The 16,911-nt window shown below is 62.6% G+C and carries 20 protein-coding genes; 18 read left to right on the forward strand and 2 right to left on the reverse strand.

Going from position 1 to position 16,911, the window contains the following annotated elements; genetic code table 11:
* Positions 1-45 precede the first annotated feature (45 nt).
* From urtB to ureG, 16 genes are all read left to right on the forward strand, one after another.
* Positions 46-1,683 (forward strand): urea ABC transporter permease subunit UrtB, encoded by a 1,638-nt coding sequence (gene urtB / locus EFB14_RS24850; RefSeq protein WP_126829280.1) that lies wholly within the window; start codon positions 46-48, stop codon positions 1,681-1,683.
* The gene (gene urtC, locus EFB14_RS24855; RefSeq protein ID WP_126829281.1) at positions 1,680-2,843 is read left to right on the forward strand and encodes an urea ABC transporter permease subunit UrtC; all 1,164 of its coding nucleotides are present in this window, start codon (positions 1,680-1,682) and stop codon (positions 2,841-2,843) included. Before urtB ends, urtC begins: the two co-directional genes overlap by 4 nt.
* A gap of 5 nt (positions 2,844-2,848) precedes the next feature.
* Entirely contained in the window at positions 2,849-3,604 is a 756-nt protein-coding gene (gene urtD, locus EFB14_RS24860) for an urea ABC transporter ATP-binding protein UrtD (RefSeq protein WP_020397630.1), read from the forward strand.
* 221 nt (positions 3,605-3,825) lie between these two features.
* Positions 3,826-4,521 carry an urea ABC transporter ATP-binding subunit UrtE gene (urtE, locus tag EFB14_RS24865; RefSeq protein WP_027683363.1) on the forward strand — a complete coding sequence of 232 codons (696 nt, stop codon included), beginning with the start codon at positions 3,826-3,828 and terminating at the stop codon, positions 4,519-4,521.
* Positions 4,522-4,672: 151 nt separating this feature from the next.
* Entirely contained in the window at positions 4,673-5,494 is an 822-nt protein-coding gene (locus tag EFB14_RS24870) for an urease accessory protein UreD (RefSeq protein ID WP_126829385.1), read from the forward strand.
* Positions 5,495-5,522: 28 nt separating this feature from the next.
* A complete protein-coding gene (locus EFB14_RS24875; RefSeq protein ID WP_126829282.1) occupies positions 5,523-5,825 on the forward strand; it encodes an urease subunit gamma in 303 nt (100 codons plus the stop codon).
* A gap of 9 nt (positions 5,826-5,834) precedes the next feature.
* On the forward strand, positions 5,835-6,086 hold the full coding sequence (locus EFB14_RS24880; RefSeq protein WP_126829283.1) for a DUF1272 domain-containing protein: 252 nt from the start codon (positions 5,835-5,837) through the stop codon (positions 6,084-6,086).
* A 10-nt stretch (positions 6,087-6,096) separates the two neighbouring features.
* Positions 6,097-6,402: an urease subunit beta gene (locus EFB14_RS24885; RefSeq protein WP_003542314.1), complete on the forward strand. Its 306-nt coding sequence runs from the start codon at positions 6,097-6,099 to the stop codon at positions 6,400-6,402.
* 17 nt (positions 6,403-6,419) lie between these two features.
* Positions 6,420-6,827 (forward strand): lysozyme inhibitor LprI family protein, encoded by a 408-nt coding sequence (locus tag EFB14_RS24890; RefSeq protein WP_126829284.1) that lies wholly within the window; start codon positions 6,420-6,422, stop codon positions 6,825-6,827.
* Between the two features lie 16 nt (positions 6,828-6,843).
* On the forward strand, positions 6,844-7,467 hold the full coding sequence (locus EFB14_RS24895; RefSeq protein ID WP_126829386.1) for a Urease operon accessory protein: 624 nt from the start codon (positions 6,844-6,846) through the stop codon (positions 7,465-7,467).
* Positions 7,468-7,470: 3 nt separating this feature from the next.
* Complete coding sequence (ureC, locus tag EFB14_RS24900) at positions 7,471-9,183, forward strand: urease subunit alpha (RefSeq protein ID WP_126829285.1); 1,713 nt, start codon at positions 7,471-7,473, stop codon at positions 9,181-9,183.
* A gap of 11 nt (positions 9,184-9,194) precedes the next feature.
* The gene (locus EFB14_RS24905) at positions 9,195-9,866 is read left to right on the forward strand and encodes a TIGR02117 family protein (protein WP_126829286.1); all 672 of its coding nucleotides are present in this window, start codon (positions 9,195-9,197) and stop codon (positions 9,864-9,866) included.
* Positions 9,867-10,196: 330 nt separating this feature from the next.
* Positions 10,197-11,060 (forward strand): GGDEF domain-containing protein, encoded by an 864-nt coding sequence (locus tag EFB14_RS24910; protein ID WP_126829287.1) that lies wholly within the window; start codon positions 10,197-10,199, stop codon positions 11,058-11,060.
* 87 nt (positions 11,061-11,147) lie between these two features.
* On the forward strand, positions 11,148-11,747 hold the full coding sequence (locus EFB14_RS24915; RefSeq protein ID WP_126829288.1) for an urease accessory protein UreE: 600 nt from the start codon (positions 11,148-11,150) through the stop codon (positions 11,745-11,747).
* A gap of 6 nt (positions 11,748-11,753) precedes the next feature.
* Positions 11,754-12,425, forward strand: coding sequence for an urease accessory protein UreF (locus EFB14_RS24920; protein WP_126829289.1), 672 nt, complete (start codon positions 11,754-11,756; stop codon positions 12,423-12,425).
* Between the two features lie 89 nt (positions 12,426-12,514).
* A complete protein-coding gene (gene ureG / locus EFB14_RS24925; protein ID WP_008534592.1) occupies positions 12,515-13,126 on the forward strand; it encodes an urease accessory protein UreG in 612 nt (203 codons plus the stop codon).
* A gap of 255 nt (positions 13,127-13,381) precedes the next feature.
* Here the strand turns inward: ureG and EFB14_RS24930 are convergent, their stop codons facing one another.
* Positions 13,382-14,089 carry a hemerythrin domain-containing protein gene (locus EFB14_RS24930; RefSeq protein ID WP_126829290.1) on the reverse strand — a complete coding sequence of 236 codons (708 nt, stop codon included), beginning with the start codon at positions 14,087-14,089 and terminating at the stop codon, positions 13,382-13,384.
* 170 nt (positions 14,090-14,259) lie between these two features.
* Between EFB14_RS24930 and EFB14_RS24935 the strand changes: the two genes are divergently transcribed.
* Positions 14,260-14,733 carry a hypothetical protein gene (locus tag EFB14_RS24935; RefSeq protein ID WP_245438304.1) on the forward strand — a complete coding sequence of 158 codons (474 nt, stop codon included), beginning with the start codon at positions 14,260-14,262 and terminating at the stop codon, positions 14,731-14,733.
* Positions 14,730-16,076 carry a GAF domain-containing protein gene (locus EFB14_RS24940; protein WP_126829291.1) on the forward strand — a complete coding sequence of 449 codons (1,347 nt, stop codon included), beginning with the start codon at positions 14,730-14,732 and terminating at the stop codon, positions 16,074-16,076. Before EFB14_RS24935 ends, EFB14_RS24940 begins: the two co-directional genes overlap by 4 nt.
* A gap of 35 nt (positions 16,077-16,111) precedes the next feature.
* Here EFB14_RS24940 and EFB14_RS24945 read toward each other — a convergent pair whose 3' ends face one another.
* On the reverse strand, positions 16,112-16,795 hold the full coding sequence (locus EFB14_RS24945) for a Crp/Fnr family transcriptional regulator (RefSeq protein WP_126829292.1): 684 nt from the start codon (positions 16,793-16,795) through the stop codon (positions 16,112-16,114).
* Positions 16,796-16,911 lie beyond the last annotated feature (116 nt).

Below are 16,911 nucleotides of genomic sequence, written 5' to 3' on the forward strand. Positions count from 1 at the left end.
AGCGATCGCGCCGCGAGGCCAACACTATCAAGGGCGAGAAAGCCGATGTATCGCGCCGTAAAGATTTTCCTCATCACGGTTTTCCTGACATTTCCGGGTCTGACGTTTTTGGGCCTGACAATCTCGAGCGAAGTCCAGGCCCAGGACGATATCCACGTGCTCATCGACGCGCTCGGCGTCGGCGACTTTCCGGAACGAGAAGCGGCCATCAAAGCGCTGGTCGCTTCCAAGGACCAGCATGTCAGCCAGATCCTGCAGCAGTTGAGCGACGGCCTTCTCTACGTCAATTCCGATGGCGGCCCGGTTCTCCTCCAGGGTGGTACGGATGACGAACCGACCTATTCCGATCCGATCACCGGCGAAGCCGCGGCCGATGTCGATCCGGATCTGATGACAAAGGTTAAGATCAACAACGCGCTTCGCGGCGTCATCAGCGCCGCCACCAGCCAGCTGACGCTGATGAGCCCGGACCGTTCCGCGCGGCTTGCCGCGGCGCAGGGTCTGCTGAAAGATGCTGATCCCGCCAATCTCGACCTGCTGAACTCGGCGCTTGCGGCCGAGAAGGACGCTGAGATCAAGAATACGATGGAAGCGGCGCGCGCTGTGCTGCTGCTCAAGACGGATGCGAGCGTCGAAGACAAGAAGGCTGCGATCGATACGATTGCGGCGCGCGGCAATCGCGATGCGCTGACCATCCTGACGACCACACTCGAAACCGCGCCAGAAGACCTGAAACCGGCGATCCAGGCGGATATCAGCTCCATCAATCGCAGTCTGGCGCTGTGGGATATCGTCCAGAACATCTGGTACGGATTGTCTCTCGGCTCGGTACTGCTGCTTGCCGCGATCGGCCTTGCCATCACCTTCGGCGTCATGGGCGTCATCAACATGGCGCATGGCGAAATGGTGATGATCGGCGCCTATACGACCTATGTCGTGCAGGAATACATAACCTCCGCCTTTCCGGAGCTTGCCGATTATTCGCTGGCCTTTGCCGTGCCTGCGGCCTTCGTCTTTACCGGCTTCGTCGGTCTGGTGATCGAGCGCGCGGTCATCCGCTATCTCTACGGCCGGCCGCTCGAAACGCTGCTCGCCACCTGGGGCGTGTCGCTGATCCTGCAGCAGGCAGTGCGCAGCATCTTCGGCCCGACCAACCGCGAGGTCCGCAACCCGACCTGGATGTCCGGCGTCTTCGATCTCGGCGGGCTCGCCATCACCTGGAACCGGCTCTGGATCATCGTCTTCTCGATGGTCGTGTTCCTGACGCTGCTGATGCTGCTCAAGCGCTCCGCCTTCGGCCTGCAGATGCGGGCAGTGACGCAGAACCGGCGCATGGCTTCCTCGATGGGCATCCGCACCGGTTGGGTCGATGCCTTCACCTTCGCGCTCGGCTCCGGCATTGCCGGCATCGCCGGCGTGGCGCTCAGCCAGATTGACAACGTCTCGCCGAACCTCGGCCAATCCTACATCATCGACAGCTTCATGGTCGTCGTCTTCGGCGGTGTCGGCAATCTCTGGGGCACGCTGGTGGGCGCACTCTCACTCGGCGTCGTCAACAAGTTCCTCGAGCCCTTCGCCGGCGCCGTGCTCGGCAAGATCCTGGTGCTCGTCCTCATCATTCTCTTCATCCAGAAGCGTCCGCGCGGGCTCTTCGCACTCAAAGGAAGGGCGGTGGAAGCATGATAACGGCCTTCCTTCTCCGGTCGCTCGATCGCAGGATCTCCATCGCCGTCGCCCTGTTGCTGGCGATCGCTATTCTCGTGCCGGTGCTGAATCTCGCAACCGGCCCGGCCCATCCGCTGCACATCCCGACCTATATCATGGCGCTGTTCGGCAAGTATCTGACCTACGCGCTGCTGGCGCTGGCGCTCGATCTCGTCTGGGGCTTCTGCGGCATCCTCTCGCTCGGCCATGGCGCTTTCTTCGCGCTCGGCGGTTATGCGATGGGCATGTACCTGATGCGCCAGATCGGCTCGCGCGGCGTCTATGGTGATCCGATCCTCCCTGACTTCATGGTGTTCCTGAACTGGAAGGAGCTGCCCTGGTTCTGGTACGGCTTCGACCATTTCTGGTTCGCGGCGCTGATGGTGCTCGTCGTGCCGGGCCTGCTCGCGTTCGTCTTCGGCTGGTTCGCCTTCCGCTCGCGTGTCAACGGCGTCTACCTCTCGATCATCACCCAGGCGATGACCTATGCGCTGCTGCTGGCCTTCTTCCGCAACGACATGGGCTTCGGCGGCAATAACGGCATGACCGATTTCAAGGACATCCTCGGCTTCAACATCCAGGCGGACGGCACGCGCGCAAGCCTCTTTGCCGCGACCGCGGTCTTCCTGGCGCTGTCGCTGGTGATCGCCTCGGCGATCGTGCGCTCGAAATTCGGCAAGGTGCTGGTCGGCGTGCGCGATGCGGAGAGCCGCACGCGCTTCCTCGGCTACCGCGTCGAGCATTTCAAGCTCTTCACCTTCGTCGTCTCGGCGATGATGGCGGGCATTGCCGGCGCGCTCTACGTGCCGCAGGTCGGCATCATCAATCCCGGCGAATTCGCACCGGCCAACTCGATCGAAGTCGTCATCTGGACGGCGGTCGGCGGACGGGCGACGCTGATCGGGCCGATCATCGGTGCGATCCTCGTCAACGGCGGCAAGACGATCTTCACCGGCCTCTTCCCGGAGATCTGGTTGTTTGCGCTGGGCGGCCTCTTCGTCGCCGTCACGCTGTTCCTGCCGAAGGGCGTCGTCGGCACGATCGCGCAATATCTCGGCAAACGGAAAGCCGTCTCCAATGCTGCCCCGCCCGCGGCGCAGGAAGACGATCTCGAGCCGAAAATCCAGGCAGCGGAGTGAGCGCCATGATTCCCGACGTCAAACCTAACAGCGTGCTCTATCTCAACGGCGTCTCGGTTTCCTTTGATGGCTTCAAGGCGCTGAATTCGCTCTCGATCGTCATCGAGCCCGGCGAACTCCGCGCCATCATCGGCCCGAACGGCGCCGGCAAGACAACGATGATGGACATCATCACCGGCAAGACCCGGCCCGATGAAGGCGAAGTCTTCTTCAACGGCACGATCGACCTGACCAAGAAGGACGAGGCCGACATCGCGCAGCTCGGCATCGGCCGCAAGTTCCAGAAACCGACGGTCTTCGAAAGCCATACGGTCTGGGACAATCTGGAACTGGCGTTGAACCGCCGTCGCGGCGTGTTCTCGACGTTGTTCTATCGGCTTTCGGGAGAAGACAAGGCGCGCATCGAGGAAATCCTCGAAACGGTGCGGCTGACCCACCGCCGCGACGAATTCGCCGCCAATCTCTCGCATGGGCAGAAGCAGTGGCTAGAGATCGGCATGCTGCTGGCGCAGGAGCCGAAACTGCTGCTGGTCGACGAGCCGGTGGCCGGTATGACGGATGCGGAAACGGCGGAGACGGCGATCCTGCTCAAGGATATCGCTAAGACCCGGTCGGTCGTCGTCGTCGAGCACGACATGGGCTTCATCCGCGACCTCGGCGTCAAGGTCACGTGCCTCGCGGAAGGCTCGGTGCTGGCGGAAGGATCGATCGATTTCGTCAGCTCCGATCCGAAGGTGATCGAGAACTATTTGGGGCGGTGAGGGATGATTGAACTCTTTGTTATCGCTGCGGGTTCGACCTCTCCCCAACCCCTCCCCACAAGGGGGAGGGGCTTAACCAAGCGGCTCGCTCACCGCTGCGATTGCCAGCTTTCTTATGATCTCCCGGGACGTGGGACGGTAGCTCCGAGTTTGTCCCTCCCCCCTGTGGGGAGGGGTTGGGGAGGGGTTTTTGCAGCTGCAACGCGCCAGGAGACGGCATCATGCTGACAGTCGAAAACGCAAACCTGCACTATGGCGCCGCCCAGGCGCTGCGTGGCATCTCCATCAAGGCGGAGATGGGCAAGATCACCTGCGTGCTGGGTCGCAACGGAGTCGGTAAGAGTTCGCTCCTGCGCGCTGTCACCGGCCAGCATCCGCTCTCGGCCGGCACCGTCACCTTCAACGACACCAGGCTCAACGGCCTGCCGCCCTTTGCCCGCGCCAAGCAGGGCATCGGCTATGTGCCGCAGGGGCGGGAGATCTTCCCGTTGCTGACTGTTAAGGAAAATCTCGAAACCGGCTTCGCGCCCCTTGGCCGCCGTGACCGCAACATTCCGGACGATATCTTCAGTCTCTTCCCGGTGCTGAAGTCGATGTTGTCGCGTCGCGGCGGCGATCTTTCCGGCGGGCAGCAGCAGCAATTGGCGATCGGACGCGCCATGGTGACAAGGCCGAAGATCCTCGTACTTGATGAGCCCACAGAAGGCATCCAGCCGTCGATCATCAAGGATATCGGCCGGGCGATCCGTTATCTCCGTGATTCCACAGGCATGGCGATCCTGCTCGTCGAACAGTATCTCGATTTCTGCCGTGAACTTGCCGACTACGTCTACATCATGGACCGCGGCGAGATCGTGCATGAAGGGCTTGCCGAAACGCTGGATACGCCGGAAGCGCGCCGTCATCTGACCGTCTGATCGGCAGATGCCGCTTTTTGCGGCAGAGGGTGCGGCGTCTGGCAAAACCTTCCGCCGCTGCCAAAGGTTTACCTGGACGGCATGGGAATTGCTTGCTTTCCGTCATCCGCGCGATTGAATGAAAACCGGTGGCGTGGCCGAAGAGGACGATATGACGATTGCGGCGGCGAGCACGAGACCGCAAAGAGCGGAAGGACGTGGGCATCTGGCGGCAAAGCTGTTCGATGGCCGCACGCGTATCCGCGAACTCTATCAGGAGGGCGCGGCAAAGATCCGCCTGCCCGATACCTTCGATGCTTCGATGGAAGCCGTGATCATCAATACCGCTGGTGGTTTGACAGGCGGTGACCGCATGGCCTGGAGCGTCGTTGCCGGCGCCGGTACGCGGATCGACGTCACCACCCAGGCCTGCGAGAAGATCTACAAGGCTTCGGCCGGCACGGCGGAGGTTTCGACCACGATCGAGGTCGGCGCGGGTGCCCGCGTCGACTGGCTGCCGCAGGAGACGATCCTTTTCGACCGCGCATCGCTGTCTCGCCGGCTGGATGTCGATCTTGACGAGAAAGCCGAATTTCTGGCCGTCGAAGCCGTGCTGCTCGGGCGCAAGGCGATGGGCGAGATGATGGAGACGGGGCTTTTCCGCGACCGCTGGCGTATCCGCCGGTCCGGCCGTCTGATCCATGCCGAGGAACTCAGGCTTTCCGATGGCGTGGCGGCCCTTGCCGCGCGCCAGGCCGTGCTCGGCGGGCAGGTGGCCTTTGCGACGCTGCTCTATGCGGGGCCGCTGGCGGAGGCCTATCTCGGCAAGGTGCGGCCGCTCGTCGAAGGGCCGATGGGCGGAGCGAGCGCCTGGAGCGACAAGCTCATCGTGCGCCTTGCCGCGCCTGACGGCTTCTCGCTCAGAAAAATCCTGATCCCGGTCATTTCCACCTTGCGCAACGGTGCGCCTGTGCCGAAAGTCTGGAATCTGTGAATTCAAGCACGCAGCAGATGGACAAGCGATGAACCTCACTCCGAGAGAAAAAGACAAGCTGTTGATTTCAATGGCGGCGATCGTGGCGCGCCGGCGGCTGGAGCGCGGCGTCAAGCTGAACTATCCCGAAGCGATCGCGCTGATCAGCGATTTCGTCGTCGAAGGCGCTCGCGACGGCCGCCCGGTCGCCGAACTGATGGAGGCCGGCGCCCATGTGATCGACCGCAGTCAGGTGATGGAGGGCGTTGCCGAGATGATCCATGACGTGCAGGTGGAGGCGACATTCCCCGATGGGACCAAGCTCGTCACCGTGCACGAACCGATCCGGTGAGGAGTTGATATGCTGGAACTCAGGCCCAATTGCGAGTGCTGCGACAAGGATTTGCCGCCGGATAGTGCTGAGGCGCGGATTTGCACCTATGAATGCACCTTCTGCGCCGATTGCGTGGACAACGTGCTGAAGGGTGTCTGCCCGAACTGCGGCGGCAATCTCGTCGCTAGGCCGGTTCGGCCGGTCGCGATGCTCGCCAAAAATCCGGCATCGACGAAGCGTGTGCTGAAAGCTGAGGGCTGCGCGCCCAAGGCGGCTTAAGGAGAATGAGATGATTCCGGGCGAGATCATTGCCGCAAGCGGCGACATCGAACTCAATGCCGGCGCGCCGACGGTGACGCTGGAGGTTTCCAATACGGGCGACCGGCCGGTGCAGGTCGGCAGCCATTACCATTTCGCCGAAACCAATGCCGGGCTTTCCTTCGACCGCGCGGCGGCTCACGGCAAAAGGCTCGATATTCCGGCCGGAACGGCCGTGCGCTTTGAGCCGGGGCAGACCCGCTCGGTGACGCTGATCCCGCTTTCCGGCAAGCGCGAGGTCTATGGTTTCCGTCAGCTGGTGATGGGCAAGCTCTAAACAAGCGGGAGGGACGCATGCGTTTGAATATCTGCCTCGTCGGGGTGGCGATGCTGCTGATTTCAGGCGCGGCTTCTGCCCAGGATATCGATTGCAAGAACCCCCAGACGCAATCGGACATGACCTCCTGCGAGGCGGCGCGCCACGAGACCGCCGACAAGGCGCTGAACGCGCAATATAAGAAAACGCGCGCCGCGATGGTGGCGATCGACAAGGATCTGGACGGCGATATGAAGGGCGCGGAGCAGGCGCTGGTCAAGGCGCAGCGCGCCTGGATCGATTATCGTGATGCCGAATGCGATGCCGCCGGCTTCCAGGCGCGCGGTGGCACGATGGAGCCCATGCTGGTCGCAGGATGCCTCGCCGATATCACGGACAAACGCACGAAAGAGCTGAAAGAGCTCGAAGATTCGATGAGCAACTGAGGTGGCGAGCAAGATCATGATCGTCGGCAATGGTGAGATCGGGGAAGGAGCGGCTGGCGTCATCGATGCTGCCGATTTCGTCATCCGCTTCAACGATTGCCGCTCCTATGGCGCCGGCGGCAGCTGTACCGATGCCGTCGCGGTCTGCAATACCGGCAGGCCGGCAAAGGCGATGCTCGGCTCTGAGCAATGGCGCGCCCATCCAGGCGTCGTCTCGGCCGCCGAGATCTGGAGCGTGCGCGACCCGGAAAAATTCGAGGCACTGCGGGCGCCGCTTGCCGTCTCGCATCCTGAACTCGACGATTTCTGCGACGATTATACAGATGCGTTCAGTGCATTTTGCGCCGAGACAGCTAAGACGCACCTCGTCATCGACAAGTCGGTACACGAGGCCGTGGATGCGGCGCTTTCGGCCTTTGATCCCGCACCTTACGTCGTGCCGAGCAGTGGCATGATCGTCATCGCCGAGGTGCTGAATAAATTTGCCGACGCCGAGGTAGTGTTGGCCGGCTTCGGTCACGCCGGCTGGGAATGGCACCCGTTCGGCGCCGAAAGGCAGCTTGTCGATACTTATGTTGCCGCCGGCCGCATAACGCGGCTTGACGGAAAAATGCTTGTTTCTTCCTCCTACGGAGCCTGATGGATGCCCTATAAGATCTCGCGCGCCGCCTATGCCGGCATGTTCGGACCGACCACCGGCGACAAGGTACGCCTTGCCGATACGGAGCTTTTCATCGAGATCGAGAAGGATTTCACGACCTATGGCGAGGAGGTGAAGTTCGGCGGCGGCAAGGTGATCCGCGACGGCATGGGCCAGAGCCAGGTGACGCGGGCGGATGGTGCGGTCGATACGGTCATCACCAATGCCGTCATCGTCGATCATTCGGGCATCTACAAGGCCGATATCGGGCTCAAGAGCGGGCGCATTGTTGCGATCGGCAAGGCCGGCAATCCCGACATGCAGCCCGGCGTCAACATTATCGTCGGCCCGGGCACGGAGGCGATCGCCGCCGAAGGAAAGATCGTGACAGCAGGCGGCATGGACAGCCACATCCACTTCATCGCGCCCCAGCAGATCGAGGAAGCGCTGATGTCAGGCATAACCTGCATGCTCGGCGGGGGCACAGGGCCGGCGCATGGCACGCTCGCCACCACGTGTACGCCCGGTCCCTGGCATCTCGCGCGCATGATCGAGGCCGCCGACGCCTTCCCGATGAACCTCGCCTTTGCCGGCAAGGGCAATGCCTCGCTGCCGGGTGCGTTACAGGAAATGGTGCTGGCCGGCGCCACCTCGCTGAAGCTGCATGAGGACTGGGGCACGACGCCGGGCGCCATCGACTGCTGCCTCTCGGTCGCCGACGAATACGACGTGCAGGTGATGATCCACACGGATACGCTGAACGAAAGCGGCTTCGTCGAGGATACGATCGGCGCCATCAAGGGCCGCACCATCCATGCCTTCCATACAGAAGGCGCAGGCGGCGGGCATGCGCCTGATATCATCAAGATCTGCGGCCAGCCGAACGTCATTCCCTCGTCGACCAATCCGACGCGGCCCTATACCGTCAATACGATTGCCGAGCATCTCGACATGCTGATGGTCTGCCATCACCTGTCGCCGTCGATCCCCGAGGATATCGCCTTTGCCGAAAGCCGTATCCGCAAGGAGACCATCGCAGCCGAAGACATCCTGCACGATATCGGCGCCTTCTCGATCATCTCGTCCGACAGCCAGGCCATGGGCCGTGTCGGCGAGGTGGCGATCCGCACCTGGCAGACGGCCGACAAGATGAAGCGCCAGCGCGGCCGGCTGAAGGAGGAAAAGGGCGACAACGACAATTTCCGCGTCCGCCGCTATATCGCCAAATACACGATCAACCCGGCGATCGCCCATGGTCTCAGCCATGAGATCGGCTCGGTCGAAGTCGGCAAACGCGCCGACCTCGTATTGTGGAACCCAGCCTTCTTCGGCGTGAAGCCCGATATGGTGCTGCTCGGCGGCTCGATCGCGGCAGCACCCATGGGTGATCCGAACGCCTCGATCCCGACGCCGCAGCCGGTCCACTACCGGCCGATGTTTGCCTCCTACGGCAAGAGTCTCACCAATTCCTCCGTCACTTTCGTCAGCCAGGCCTCGCTCGATGCCGGCCTGAAGGGCAGGCTCGGCGTCGCCAAGGAACTCGTGGCGGTGAAAAATACGCGCGGCGGCATCTCCAAGGCGTCGATGATCCACAACGACCTGACACCCGAGATCGAGGTCGATCCGGAGACTTACGAAGTCAGGGCAAACGGCGAATTGCTGACATGTGAGCCGGCGACGGTGCTGCCGATGGCGCAGCGCTATTTCCTGTTTTAGCCGGCCATTCCGTGCTGACCGGCATGCGCTGGCTAATGCGGATCATGGTCCTGCTCGTGGCTCTGGCTGCGGGCGGAACCTTCATTCCGCGGCCGCTGATTGCTCCTATCAAGGCGTCGTCCACGGAGGCGACGCAGCGGATTCTCCTGCTATCGGGACCGATTCATACCGATATCGCCATTCCGATCGACGAGGAGACGCGGGCGGCATTTTCCTTTCTGGACGATACCGGTTTTCCGCTCGGCCATCCGAATGCGGAATGGCTCGTCATCGGCTGGGGCGGCCGCGCCTTCTATCTGGAAACCCCGACCTGGGCGGAGCTGAAGCCGATGCCCGTGCTGCGGGCGCTGACAATCGACCGTTCGGTGCTGCATGTGGATCTCGCCGGTCATATCACCGAGCCGCAGCCGGCTGTCACGGCATTCGATATCAGCGACGATCAACTGGTGCGGCTGCGTCACTTCATGGTGGATAGCTTCGTCCGTGACACAGGCGAGATCGTACCGATCCCCGATGCGGGTTACGGCGAGATCGACCGGTTCTTCGAAGCCAAGGGATACTTCAACGCTCTCTTCGGCTGCAACACCTGGACCGCCGCAGCTTTGCGCTCGGCCGGGCTTCGAACCGGCTTATGGAACCCGCTTCCACAATCATTGCGTTTATCCGTCGGTGTCTACAATTGAAGCAACCGACGGCCATTCCGCTCTTAAACTAAATTGTGAATGGCACTCTCCATTCGGTTGTAAAAATCAGGGGAGAAACCAGTATTTTCCCCAGTTAAACCATTCTGGAACAGCCCCGCAGGACAGCGCAAAAAAGCGCTTTTATTTCAATTATCTAACTGTCTCTCTGTGCTGTCCGATTCAGGGATTGGACATCTGCATCCCCTGCTAGAAAAAATCTGTATACCGAATCGTCAGAAACCGTTCGAATTTTAACGAGTCGATTAAGACACCCGCAGCAATTGGGCTCTTATCAATGCCTTGCAACGCCGGGCAGGAAGGTTGATTCTCATGAGAAACTGGATGTCGCTGCAGGCCGATTTGGGCAACTTTCAATACCGCAGGAACGTCTATGTCTTCGCGCTGAAGATGAGCTTTCTCGCGGTCATTCTCTCCGGCGTCATCATCGCGCTGACGATACCGCCGCTCGGTTTTTTTGGGCTGTTGCCGATGACGCTGCCGCATGCGATCGGCTTCGCCGCCATTTTTTCCTGGCTCGTCGGCGGGACGGTCTCCGGCATGCTGTCGCTGGCCGCGGGGTTCACCATGCACGAGCTGACGCTGTCGCGGGCGGAGTTCGAAAAGCTCAGCCGTACGGACACACTCTCCGGCCTGTTGAACCGGCGCGCCTTCACGGAGGCGCTTGATGCCACCGAGGACAACGCCTCCCTTGTCATTTTCGACGTCGATCGCTTCAAGGCGATCAACGATCGCTTCGGCCATGCCTGCGGCGATGCGGTCATCATGGCGGTCTCGGCCGTGCTGACGTCGGCCTTCGACGAATTGTCCGTCGTCGCGCGGCTCGGCGGCGAGGAATTCGGCGTCATCGTTTCAGGCGAACCGCTGGAGGCACGGCTGGAACGGATTCAGGCCGTGCAAGCGCGCATCGCCGGCAGGCCGATCACGGCGGAAGGGCATAATATCGCCATCACCATTTCCGGCGGCGTCGCCGATCTCGTCGCCGGGCGCAGCAAACAGCAGGTCTATGCTTCGGCCGACCGGGCGCTCTATCTCGCCAAGGCGCTCGGGCGCAATCGCGTTGTGCACGAGCGGGAAGGTCTGCAGCATGCCTGGCACGGGCTTGCCGAAAACGGCTTCGGCACTGAGAGCCGGGGCACGGGCAGCGACAACGTGATGCAGGCCTACGGAATATAAAAGCCGAGACGCAAGCGAAAGGTCATTGGTGCTTGCATCGGGAAAGGCTATTTTGCATGGTCGTCGTCTCATCAAAACGGACATATCATGCAGCGCGTCACCTCATATCTTCCCGCCGGCACTCCTTCTTCCCATCCGACCGCCCAGGTCAAGCTGCCGCATGACCTGCGCCATCTTCGCCGCAAGCTCCTGCATCTGGAAAACGGCGAGATGGTCATGCTCGATCTCAAGGATCCGGTGCTTTTCGCCAATGGCGACCTGCTGGTGCGCGAGGACGGCGAACTGATCGAGATTCTTGCGGCCGACGAGAAGCTCTTCGAAATTCGCGGACGCGATCGCGTGCATCTCGTCGAGCTTGCCTGGCATCTTGGCAACCGTCATCTTGCCGCCCAGATCGAAGAAGACCGCATCGTCATCCTGCGCGATCATGTCATCCGCGCCATGCTGCAGGGACTGGGGGCCTCGGTGCTGGAGATCGACGAGCCCTTCCAGCCGGCGCGGGGAGCCTATCATTCCCAGGGCGGGCATTCGCATGATCATGGGCATGCCGCACATGGTCATGGACATAGCCATGCCCATGGGAACGAACACCACGATCACGTGCATGACCATGACCACAAACATGATCACAACTGCGACCATGACCACGACCATGGTCACGGGCATCACGGCCACAAGCACGACTGAGGCGCGATGACTGGGGATCGCGAGCTACAGGCATTGCTGCGCCTGACGGCATGGCTCTCGCCGGCCTTTCCGATCGGCGGCTTTGCCTATTCGGGCGGACTGGAGCGGGCGGTGGCCGATGGGCTGGTCACCGATGCGGCCTCGCTTGCGGCCTGGATCGGGACGCTGATCGGCCATGGTTCGGCCTGGAACGATGCCGTGCTGATGGCCGAAAGCCACAGGCGCCATGTGGATCCCGCGCTCCTTGCCGAAATCGCCGCACTCGCCGAGGCGCTTGCCGGATCGCGTGAACGCCATCAGGAAACGATGCTGCTCGGCGAGGCCTTCCTCGCGGCTGCGCGAGCCTGGCCGGACGGCGTGTTCGAAAGGTTGCCTCAGAAGGCTGCCTATCCCGTTGCTGTTGGGGCGGTGACGGGCGCGCATGGTATCTCGCCCGAGAAGGCGCTCGCCGCCTTCCTGCATGCCTATGCCTCACAGGCGGTTTCGGCGGGCATCCGTCTCGGCGTCACCGGACAGAAGGACGGTGTTGCGGTCCTTGCCGGTCTCGAAGAGCACATTGCGGAGATCGCCCGGCGGGCGACCGTCTCGACGCTCGACGATCTGGGGTCGGCGACGGTGCAGGCCGATATAGCGAGCCTGCGCCACGAAACCCAGGTGACGCGGCTGTTCCGCTCATAAGGGTCCAAAATTTCCGCGGGAGCTGCGTCATTTGACGGTGGCGCTCGCCGGCGGCGGCGCTATCATCGGGTTCGATTGGAGTGAGACACATGAAATCAAGAAACGGACCTCTGCGCGTCGGCATCGGCGGACCGGTCGGCTCGGGCAAGACGGCGCTGACGGAAAAGCTCTGCAAGGCGATGCGCGACGACTATTCCGTCGCCGTCGTCACCAACGACATCTATACGACCGAGGATGCCGAGGCGCTGGTGCGCATGCAGGCACTGCCTTCGGACCGCATCGTCGGCGTCGAGACGGGCGGCTGCCCGCATACCGCCATTCGCGAGGATGCGACGATTAATCTCCAGGCGATCGCCGGCCTCAACGAGCGTATCCCCGATCTCGACGTTGTTTTCATCGAATCCGGCGGCGACAATCTGGCGGCGACCTTTTCGCCTGACCTTGCCGATATCACTATCTATGTCATCTCCGTCTGCCAGGGCGAGGAAATCCCGCGCAAGGGCGGGCCGGGGATCACCCGCTCGGACCTGCTCGTCATCAACAAGAAGGATCTCGCACCCCATGTCGGCGCCGATCTCGAGGTGATGGACAGGGATGCGACGCGCATGCGCGCGAGCCGCCCGTTCGTGTTCTCAGACATGAAGCGCGGCGACGGTGTCAGCTCGATCGTCAGCTTCCTGAGAGAGCAAGGCGGGCTCTAGATTTAGCCCGAATTGACCTAGAGCGGTTCTCCGACGCGGGCGGCGGGCGTCCTTCTTTGACGAGCGCGTCAAGACGCGAGGCGCTTCCCTCCCCCGCCAGGGCGGAAAGCAGCATGGCGCAGCCGCGACATCCGCCGCGGCGCGGACACGCGGCCGGAATGCCGGCCTTGCCGTTCGGTTTGCACATGGTTCTTCTCCAGAAATGCTCGGCGATGCCACGGGCGGAGCCTCGATCCTCCGCCCGCAGCAATCCTTTCAGGCGGCCAGCTTCAGCGCGTCGGCAAGCATGGCGAAGTCGCCGGCCGAAAGCCCCGGACGGACGGCGAAGTCGATGACTGCCTGGAAGATTTCCGGCGGCGCATCCTTCTTCATGGCGCCCAGGAGTGCCGCACGCTCCGCCGGATTGATCGCCGGGATCATGAGGCGCATGAAGGCCATGCTCTTCTCCGGCGGCAGGGAGCCGATGATGCGCATTTCGATGCCGAATATTTCCTGGTCGGTGAAGTTGCGCCACAGCAGAGGGCCGGTCACCGCCTCCTCCTCATGCATATGCGCGAAGTCGTCGGCGATATAGGCGGCAAAGGCGAGATAAAGTTTGCGGCCGCAGGCGGACTTGTGCAGCGGCCAGGCGTTCTCCCAGGCGACAACAAGTTCTTCCAGCTCGCGGAAGGCGGTGCGGTGGTCGTCGTGCTGCTCGTCCAGCGTGACGGTCGAGACGCCTTTGGCGGCGAGCGCCACGTGGATATTGTCGTCCTCGTGACTGACGTGGGAGGCGGCAAGCATCAGATAATGGCGCAGATCGCCGATCAGGAAGACCGTCTCCTCGACATTCTGGAAATCGGCCGTGCCGAGGCGTCCGAGCAGGTCGCAGCCGGCCTTGCGCAGGCCTTTGTGTATCGCGCCGTAAATGTCGTAACGGCCGTTGAGATCGGGGATGCTGGTAAGCGAGAATTCGTGGCTCACGATGGTTTTCCTCTCGTTGGCCGGCGCCTCCTTATGTGCGCCGGGCTGATGGCCGTGAGATAACCGAGGCCTTTGCGAGACGCTTCCTAAAACCATCCTAAGCAATTGGAACGATTGCTAAGAATATCCTAACTAACTATCATCGCCTGACATCGGGGGGGAAAGCATTGTTGGGGCCGGAACTTGTGGAATTCATAGAGAGTCCCGTCATGATCCTGTTCGCGACGCGCGACGAGGCCGGCCGGCCGATGATTGGCCGCGGCTCCGGCGTACGCGTCGACCGGCAGAGCGGGCATCTGCACTTTCTCGCCTCCGGCAGCCAATGGCCTGATGCCGCGGGAGAGGCGCTGGCCGGCCGGCCGATTGCCACGACCTTTGTGCGGGCCGCCGACTACAAGGCCTACCAGATCAAGGGCCGGGTCCTGGAGGCGGGGCCGGCGGATGCCGCCTTCCGGGCACTGGGCCAGGCCTATGTCGCAGAACAGCTCGCGCGGATGCTGGCGCTCGGGGTCACCCGGATGCAGCTCTCGAGCACGCTCTCGGACCAGGAACTCGTCTGCATGACGATCGAGCCGCAGGAGATCTTCGAGCAGACGCCCGGACCGGGCGCCGGACGCAGGCTGACGCCGGAAGCCGTCGCATGATTCCGCTCGAAAGGCTACGGGACAGTTTCGAGGGTATCATTCCCTCCGTCATCGCCACCACCGATGCGGACGGAATGCCCAATATCTCCTATCTCTCGCACGTGCATTACGTAGACGAGACGCATGTCGCGCTCTCCAACCAGTTCTTCTCCAAAACCGCCACCAACGTGGCGCGCAACGGGCTCGCGACCGTGATGGTCGTCGACGGTTATAGCGGCCAGCAGCATGTGCTCGACCTGATGTTCGAGCGCTCCGAGACGGAGAGCGAGACCTTCGAGCGGGTGGCGATCCATCTGGCGATCCTGGAAAGCCGGATGACCGGAATCATGAAGCTGCGCGCCGTCGACATCTACCGGATGGAGGACTGTCGGGCCGTGCCGGCCGCCAATCCGCTGGTCGAGCCGGAGCCGCTCGTGCTGCCCGACCTGATGGGCAAGGTGGCGAGGCTGACGGCACGGATGTCAGCGTGCAGCGATCCGGAAACGCTGCTCGACGTGACGCTTGAGGGCCTCGGCAAGCTCTTCGGCTACAACCATTCCATGGTGCTGGTGCCGGACGGCGAACGCGGCGGGCTGACGACGATCGCCAGCCGCGGCTACGACCAATTCGGCTTCGGCGCCGAGGTTCCTCCCGGGCGCGGCATTATCGGCGTTGCGGCCGAGCGGCGGCGCAATGTGCGGATCACCGACTTGAGCCGCGGCCAGCGCTACATCCAGGCGGTGCGGACCATGGCGGGCGTCGAGGATGAGACGCCGATCCCGCTTCCGGCGCTTGACAAGCCGCTCAGCCAGATCGCGCTGCCGCTTGTCGCGCGGGGAAGGCTCGTCGGCGTGCTGTTTTCGGAATCGATCGAGCGCTTTACCTTCCGCCATCGTGACGAGGAGGCGCTGGTCGTGATCGCGGCGCATCTGGCCACCGCGCTCTCCTTCCTTTCCGAGGAACGCGAGCGGGGGGAGACGAACGGGCGCGAAAAGGCCGATGCGCCGGCCGACCCTTCCGGCAGCGTGCCCGCCGGCCGGCGCATCGCCGTGCGCTTCTACCCACGCGACGGTTCGCTGTTCGTCGATGACGATTATCTCATCCGCGGCGTGCCGGGGCGGCTGCTCCTGCATTTCCTCGAAGACTATGCGCGCACCGGCAAGCAGGACTTCCTGAACCGCGAGATCCGCCGCGACCGGCGCCTGCAGCTGCCTGATTTCAAGGACAATCTGGAGACCCGGCTGATCTTGCTGCGCCGGCGACTGGAGGAAAAGGCGGGCTCGATCATGCTCGAGCGCGTTGACCGCGGCCGCCTGCGGCTCATCCTCGCCGGCAGTCCCGAGATTGAGGTGGTGGAAGACTGACCGCGACGGGTTTCCCCTCCTGGCGACAAGGACGGTCAGACCTGCCGCAGCACATCGACGTTGCTGATTGCGATGGCCCGGCCGCGCACCGTCACACCTGCCGTCTTCAGCGTCGAGAAGGCGCGCGAGAGCGCTTCCGGCGCGAGACCCAGCTTGCGGGCAAGCAGGCCTTTCGGAAAAGGCAGCCGCAGCGAGGCGGCCGCACCGTTTTCGGTGCAGTGGGTCAGCAGATAATGGGCGACGCGCTGCGGCGCGGTCTGCATGCGGTCGCCCGCCGGACATTCCATCGTCGAGATTAGATGTAGCGACAGGCTGCGCATGATCGCCTTGCCGATCCGCGGGCGCTCCTCAAGCAAGGGTCGTATCTTGGCAAGGTCGAAGCACGCCAGCACGCTATGGTCCACTGCCTGTGCGCCGTAGCGATAGATCGCTTCGGCATGGATCAGGCATTCGGCGAAGCTGTCGCCGGGCTCGCAGATGCGGATATCGGCAAACCTGTTGTCGCCGTTGCTGCGATAGAGCCTGATATAACCGCTGAGCACGCAGTAGAAATAGGCGGCTTTCTCGCCCTCCTCGAAAAGGATCTCGTGCGGATCGCAGAGGCGGACGGTGGCGCAGGCGCGCAGCGCCGCGGCTTCGTCATGGTCGAGCCCGGTCATGATGTCGGCCTCGGCAAGCATGGTCATTTCATGCCCGCCGGATGTCGGCGTTCGCTCCATCTCCCAGCCTCCGGCAACAGCCTGTCTTTCCGATTTCCCGTGCATGCCGGCCAAGATAAAGGAGGGAGACGGCGGTGGAATTGATTTCGCTCAAATGCGAAAACGATCGGCAAAAC

The sequence above is a fragment of the Rhizobium fabae genome (genome assembly GCF_003985135.1).
Classification (GTDB): domain Bacteria; phylum Pseudomonadota; class Alphaproteobacteria; order Rhizobiales; family Rhizobiaceae; genus Rhizobium; species Rhizobium pisi.

Coding starts and splice junctions, on each gene's coding strand:
- urtB (WP_126829280.1), top strand. CDS start 46: ATGTATCGCGCCGTAAAGATTTTCCTCATCACGGTTTTCCTGACATTT.
- urtC (WP_126829281.1), top strand. CDS start 1,680: ATGATAACGGCCTTCCTTCTCCGGTCGCTCGATCGCAGGATCTCCATC.
- urtD (WP_020397630.1), top strand. CDS start 2,849: ATGATTCCCGACGTCAAACCTAACAGCGTGCTCTATCTCAACGGCGTC.
- urtE (WP_027683363.1), top strand. CDS start 3,826: ATGCTGACAGTCGAAAACGCAAACCTGCACTATGGCGCCGCCCAGGCG.
- EFB14_RS24870 (WP_126829385.1), top strand. CDS start 4,673: ATGACGATTGCGGCGGCGAGCACGAGACCGCAAAGAGCGGAAGGACGT.
- EFB14_RS24875 (WP_126829282.1), top strand. CDS start 5,523: ATGAACCTCACTCCGAGAGAAAAAGACAAGCTGTTGATTTCAATGGCG.
- EFB14_RS24880 (WP_126829283.1), top strand. CDS start 5,835: ATGCTGGAACTCAGGCCCAATTGCGAGTGCTGCGACAAGGATTTGCCG.
- EFB14_RS24885 (WP_003542314.1), top strand. CDS start 6,097: ATGATTCCGGGCGAGATCATTGCCGCAAGCGGCGACATCGAACTCAAT.
- EFB14_RS24890 (WP_126829284.1), top strand. CDS start 6,420: ATGCGTTTGAATATCTGCCTCGTCGGGGTGGCGATGCTGCTGATTTCA.
- EFB14_RS24895 (WP_126829386.1), top strand. CDS start 6,844: ATGATCGTCGGCAATGGTGAGATCGGGGAAGGAGCGGCTGGCGTCATC.
- ureC (WP_126829285.1), top strand. CDS start 7,471: ATGCCCTATAAGATCTCGCGCGCCGCCTATGCCGGCATGTTCGGACCG.
- EFB14_RS24910 (WP_126829287.1), top strand. CDS start 10,197: ATGAGAAACTGGATGTCGCTGCAGGCCGATTTGGGCAACTTTCAATAC.
- EFB14_RS24915 (WP_126829288.1), top strand. CDS start 11,148: ATGCAGCGCGTCACCTCATATCTTCCCGCCGGCACTCCTTCTTCCCAT.
- EFB14_RS24920 (WP_126829289.1), top strand. CDS start 11,754: ATGACTGGGGATCGCGAGCTACAGGCATTGCTGCGCCTGACGGCATGG.
- ureG (WP_008534592.1), top strand. CDS start 12,515: ATGAAATCAAGAAACGGACCTCTGCGCGTCGGCATCGGCGGACCGGTC.
- EFB14_RS24940 (WP_126829291.1), top strand. CDS start 14,730: ATGATTCCGCTCGAAAGGCTACGGGACAGTTTCGAGGGTATCATTCCC.
- EFB14_RS24945 (WP_126829292.1), bottom strand. CDS start 16,795: ATGGAGCGAACGCCGACATCCGGCGGGCATGAAATGACCATGCTTGCC.